Annotated in this window: 5 protein-coding genes; 4 read left to right on the top strand and 1 reads right to left on the bottom strand. The window is 63.7% G+C overall.

Annotation, left to right across the window (positions count from 1 at the left end):
• Positions 1-358: SDR family NAD(P)-dependent oxidoreductase (locus AC1DSN_RS19920; protein WP_477332420.1), on the top strand; the 358-nt coding region annotated here is incomplete at its 5' end.
• 97 nt (positions 359-455) lie between these two features.
• Positions 456-1,103 carry a class I SAM-dependent methyltransferase gene (locus AC1DSN_RS19925; RefSeq protein ID WP_477299063.1) on the top strand — a complete coding sequence of 216 codons (648 nt, stop codon included), beginning with the start codon at positions 456-458 and terminating at the stop codon, positions 1,101-1,103.
• Positions 1,104-1,194: 91 nt separating this feature from the next.
• Here the strand turns inward: AC1DSN_RS19925 and AC1DSN_RS19930 are convergent, their stop codons facing one another.
• Positions 1,195-1,644 (bottom strand): hypothetical protein, encoded by a 450-nt coding sequence (locus AC1DSN_RS19930; RefSeq protein ID WP_477332421.1) that lies wholly within the window; start codon positions 1,642-1,644, stop codon positions 1,195-1,197.
• A 221-nt stretch (positions 1,645-1,865) separates the two neighbouring features.
• Here AC1DSN_RS19930 and AC1DSN_RS19935 point away from each other — a divergent pair, with 221 nt between their 5' ends.
• Both AC1DSN_RS19935 and AC1DSN_RS19940 read left to right on the top strand, forming a co-directional pair.
• Entirely contained in the window at positions 1,866-2,282 is a 417-nt protein-coding gene (locus tag AC1DSN_RS19935; RefSeq protein WP_213948073.1) for a heavy metal-responsive transcriptional regulator, read from the top strand.
• Positions 2,279-3,605 (top strand): HAD-IC family P-type ATPase (locus AC1DSN_RS19940; RefSeq protein ID WP_477332423.1); only part of this gene is annotated, 1,327 nt, incomplete at its 3' end. The genes AC1DSN_RS19935 and AC1DSN_RS19940, both read left to right, overlap by 4 nt.

A 3,605-nucleotide genomic window follows, 5' to 3' on the forward strand; every position in this document is an offset into this window, starting at 1 on the left:
GGGCAAGGGCGGTTCGATCATCCTGACCGGGTCGAGTGCCGGCACCACGGGCGCCCCGACCATGAGCGCCTACAGCGCGAGCAAGGCGGCCGTGCGCAACCTCGCGCGGACCTGGGCGGAAGACCTGAAGGGCACTGGCATCCGGGTAAACGTGCTGTCGCCTGGGGCGACAGCGACCGAACTCGCGAAGGCGGCGCTAGGCGAGGAAGGCCAGAAGGTCTACGCCTCAATGACTCCGCTCCAGCGCATGGCCGATCCGTCGGAGATCGGGGCCGTGGCTGCCTTTCTCGCATCGTCGGACAGTAGCTTCATGACCGCCAGCGAAGTCGCCGTCGACGGCGGCCTGGCGCAGCTCTGACGAGCTAGTCCGGCCGGGCACTCCTTTTCATCATCAGAAGCTCGCATGTGGCCCGGCACACTGAAGCGCTCTGAATGGGCTACCGACGGAGATCCTGATGTACGACCAATCCAAGCAATCCGAGCTGATCCGGTTCGCACGCGTAGAGGTGGGCTCCACCGTCATCGACGTTTACCCCGGCGACGGCGACTGGACCCGAATCTTCTCCGAAGTCGTGGGGCCCGAAGGACGTGTCTACAGCTTCGTGCCGACCGAAATCGTGGACTTAAAGAACGATCAGGTCGACCGCATGCGGACGCTCGCGAAGGAGCCGGGCCGGGCGAACGTCGAAGCCGTCTCAGCGGATCTCGTCGCGATGCCGGAAGCCACGCAAGCAGCGGATGTCCTGTGGTTGCACCTTTTCTACCACGACCTTCACACCGCGCTGATGCAGAAGAGGGGCGCGACGGCGGCCGAGTTCAACCGAACCGTTTACGAGCGGCTCAAGCCCGGCGGGTTCTACGTCATCGTCGATCACGCCGCCGCCTCAGGGGCTGGCACGAGCGACACCCAGTCGCTGCATCGAATCGACGCGGCATCCGTGCGCGAGGAGGTCGAGGCAGCCGGCTTCGTGCTGGAGGAGGAAAGCACCATGCTCGCGAACGAGGACGATCCGCACGCGATCAAGGTTTTCGACCCCTCGATCAAAGGCGAGACCGATCGCTTCGTCTATCGATTCGTGAAGCCCTATCTCGGGCAGTGTTAACTCTGGCCCAGAGATGGTTGCTTGATTCTTTGGAAGACAAAAAAACGCCGGCTTGYAGCCGGCGTTTTTTTGCTTGCATTCGCGACCGCGACTAGTAGCCGAGGCCACTTGTATAGTTGCCCAAACCGGAAAGCTCCGAAGGCGCTGGAAGCTCGCAGCCCTTCTTGTTGAAGAACGGGCCCCCGAGGTATGTCGGATCGAGGCAGTAGTTGTCGATGGTGCGGCCCGTCGCGGAACGGAAGTAGACGGGCGTGACCACGGTATTGTGTCCGACCGTCGAACACACGCCCAGCGAGTCACAGGAGACGATCGGATCGCCGCAGCCGAACTCGAATTCGACGCGGTTAGCGTTGCCGTAATCCACCGTGCCCGCGTGCTCGCGGACGTTGTTGCAGTAGAGATTGGAGTTTCCGATGATGTTGTCGTTCGCATCGAAGTAAATGACGGCGCGAGCGAACTGGGGCAATGCCATCGAGACCCCGGGCAGGGCGCCGAAGCAGACCAGGAGCAATGCGACAAGCATGTAGCGGGTGCGATTCATTGTCTTCCTTTTTTTGAATGCCTCGGATCAGGCGCATTGACGCTAGCGCGCATGCGCGTTGCCAGGCGTAGGGATAGCAACCGAGCGCTGTGCCCCTACACGATTATCGGAAAGGCCCTACACGTATTCGGCTCATTCACTGCTGGTCCAAAAAAGGTGACTTCACGCATTAAGAGGGCGGCTTGACTCTGGACTTAGATCAAGGGTCTAGACTTGGCCCCATGAACACTCAAGCCTCCCTCACCATCGGCCGCATCGCGCAGTCCGCCGGCGTCGCCATCGATACGATCCGGTTCTACGAGCGGGAAGGGCTGTTGCCCGCCCCGCGGCGCCGGCCCTCGGGTTACCGCGAGTACGACCAGGCCACGGTGTCGCGGTTGCGCTTCATCCGGCGGGCCAAGGATCTGGGTTTCACGCTCGATGAGATTCGGGAACTGTTGGCCCTCTCTGCAGACCGGCATGGCGGGGTAGAGGGCGTGCGTGAGCGGGCCGCCGCCAGGTTGCTCGCCATCGATGAGCGAATTGCGGAACTGCAGCGCGTCCGCGACGGCCTCTCGGACCTGGTCGATGCCTGCCCAGGTCACGGCGCGCCGGAAGACTGCCCGATCCTGAAGGCGCTGGCGGAGCCCAAGGCATGACTCACGCCTGTTGCTCACACGACGCGGCTGCCGAGGCCGCGACCGTGATCGATCTTGCGCCCATGCCAGCAGGGACGATCTACACCTGCCCGATGCACCCGGAAGTCCGCCAGGAAGGCCCCGGTTCCTGTCCGAAGTGCGGCATGGCCCTCGAGCCTGCCATGCCTTCGCTCGAGGACGATGATGGCGAGGTTCGCTCGCTGGGCCGCCGTCTGGGCGCTCTTGTTGCGTTGACGATGCCTGTGTTCCTGATCGCCATGGTGCCGCACGTTACCGGGCGCATGTGGCACGAGCCGTGGGCAGCGGGTCTTGCGTGGGTGGAGGCGGTTTTGGCGACGGTCGTGGTGCTGTGGGGCGGTGCGCCGTTCTTTGCGCGCGGCTGGCGCTCGCTACTGCCGTGGTCGCCCAACATGTACACGTTGATTGCGTTGGGTACCGGCGTGGCGTGGTTGTACAGCGCCATCGCCTTTGCGTTGCCGTCGCTGTTTCCGCCTGCGATGCGTGACATGCATGGTCAGATAGCCGTCTATTTCGAATCGGCGGCGGTGATCGTCACGCTGGTGACGCTTGGCGATTTCCTCGAACTGCGCGCACGTCGCCAGACAGGCGAGGCCTTGAGAGGCCTGCTGGGTCTGGTGCCGAAGACGGCACGGCGTATCGGCAAGGACGGCACCGAGGAGGACGCCTCGCTGGAATCGCTTCGTGTTGGCGATCACGTGCGTGTACGTCCGGGCGAGAAAGTGCCAGCTGACGGCACCGTGATGGATGGCGAAAGTTATATCGACGAATCGATGCTGACTGGCGAACCTGTGCCGGTGGCGAAGAAGATGCACGACAAGGTCACCGGCGGTACGCAGAACCAGCATGGCGCCCTGGTAGTGCGTGTCGATCACGTTGGCCAGGACACCGTGCTCTCGCGCATCGTCGCGCTGGTGGCCGAGGCGCAGCGTTCCCGCGCGCCACTGCAGCGCGTGGCCGATCGTGTCGCGGCGTGGTTCGTGCCGGCCGTCGTCGTTGTGGCGCTGCTCGCCTTCGCCGTGTGGTGGACGATGGGGCCGACGCCTGCGTTTGCGCATGCACTGGTCGCCGCCGTTTCGGTACTCATTATTGCTTGCCCCTGCGCGCTGGGCCTGGCGACGCCGATGTCGATCATGGTTGCCAGTGGTCGCGGTGCGCAGGCGGGCGTGTTGTTCCGCGATGCCTCTGCGATCGAGACGCTTCGCGAGGTCGATACGCTGGTCTTCGACAAGACCGGCACGCTTACCGAGGGCAAGCCGACGCTTGTGGAGCTTCGTGTCTTCGGTCGGGAGCGCGTCGAGGTAC

It is taken from the genome of Luteibacter sp. P4_D7_3, from assembly GCF_056401735.1.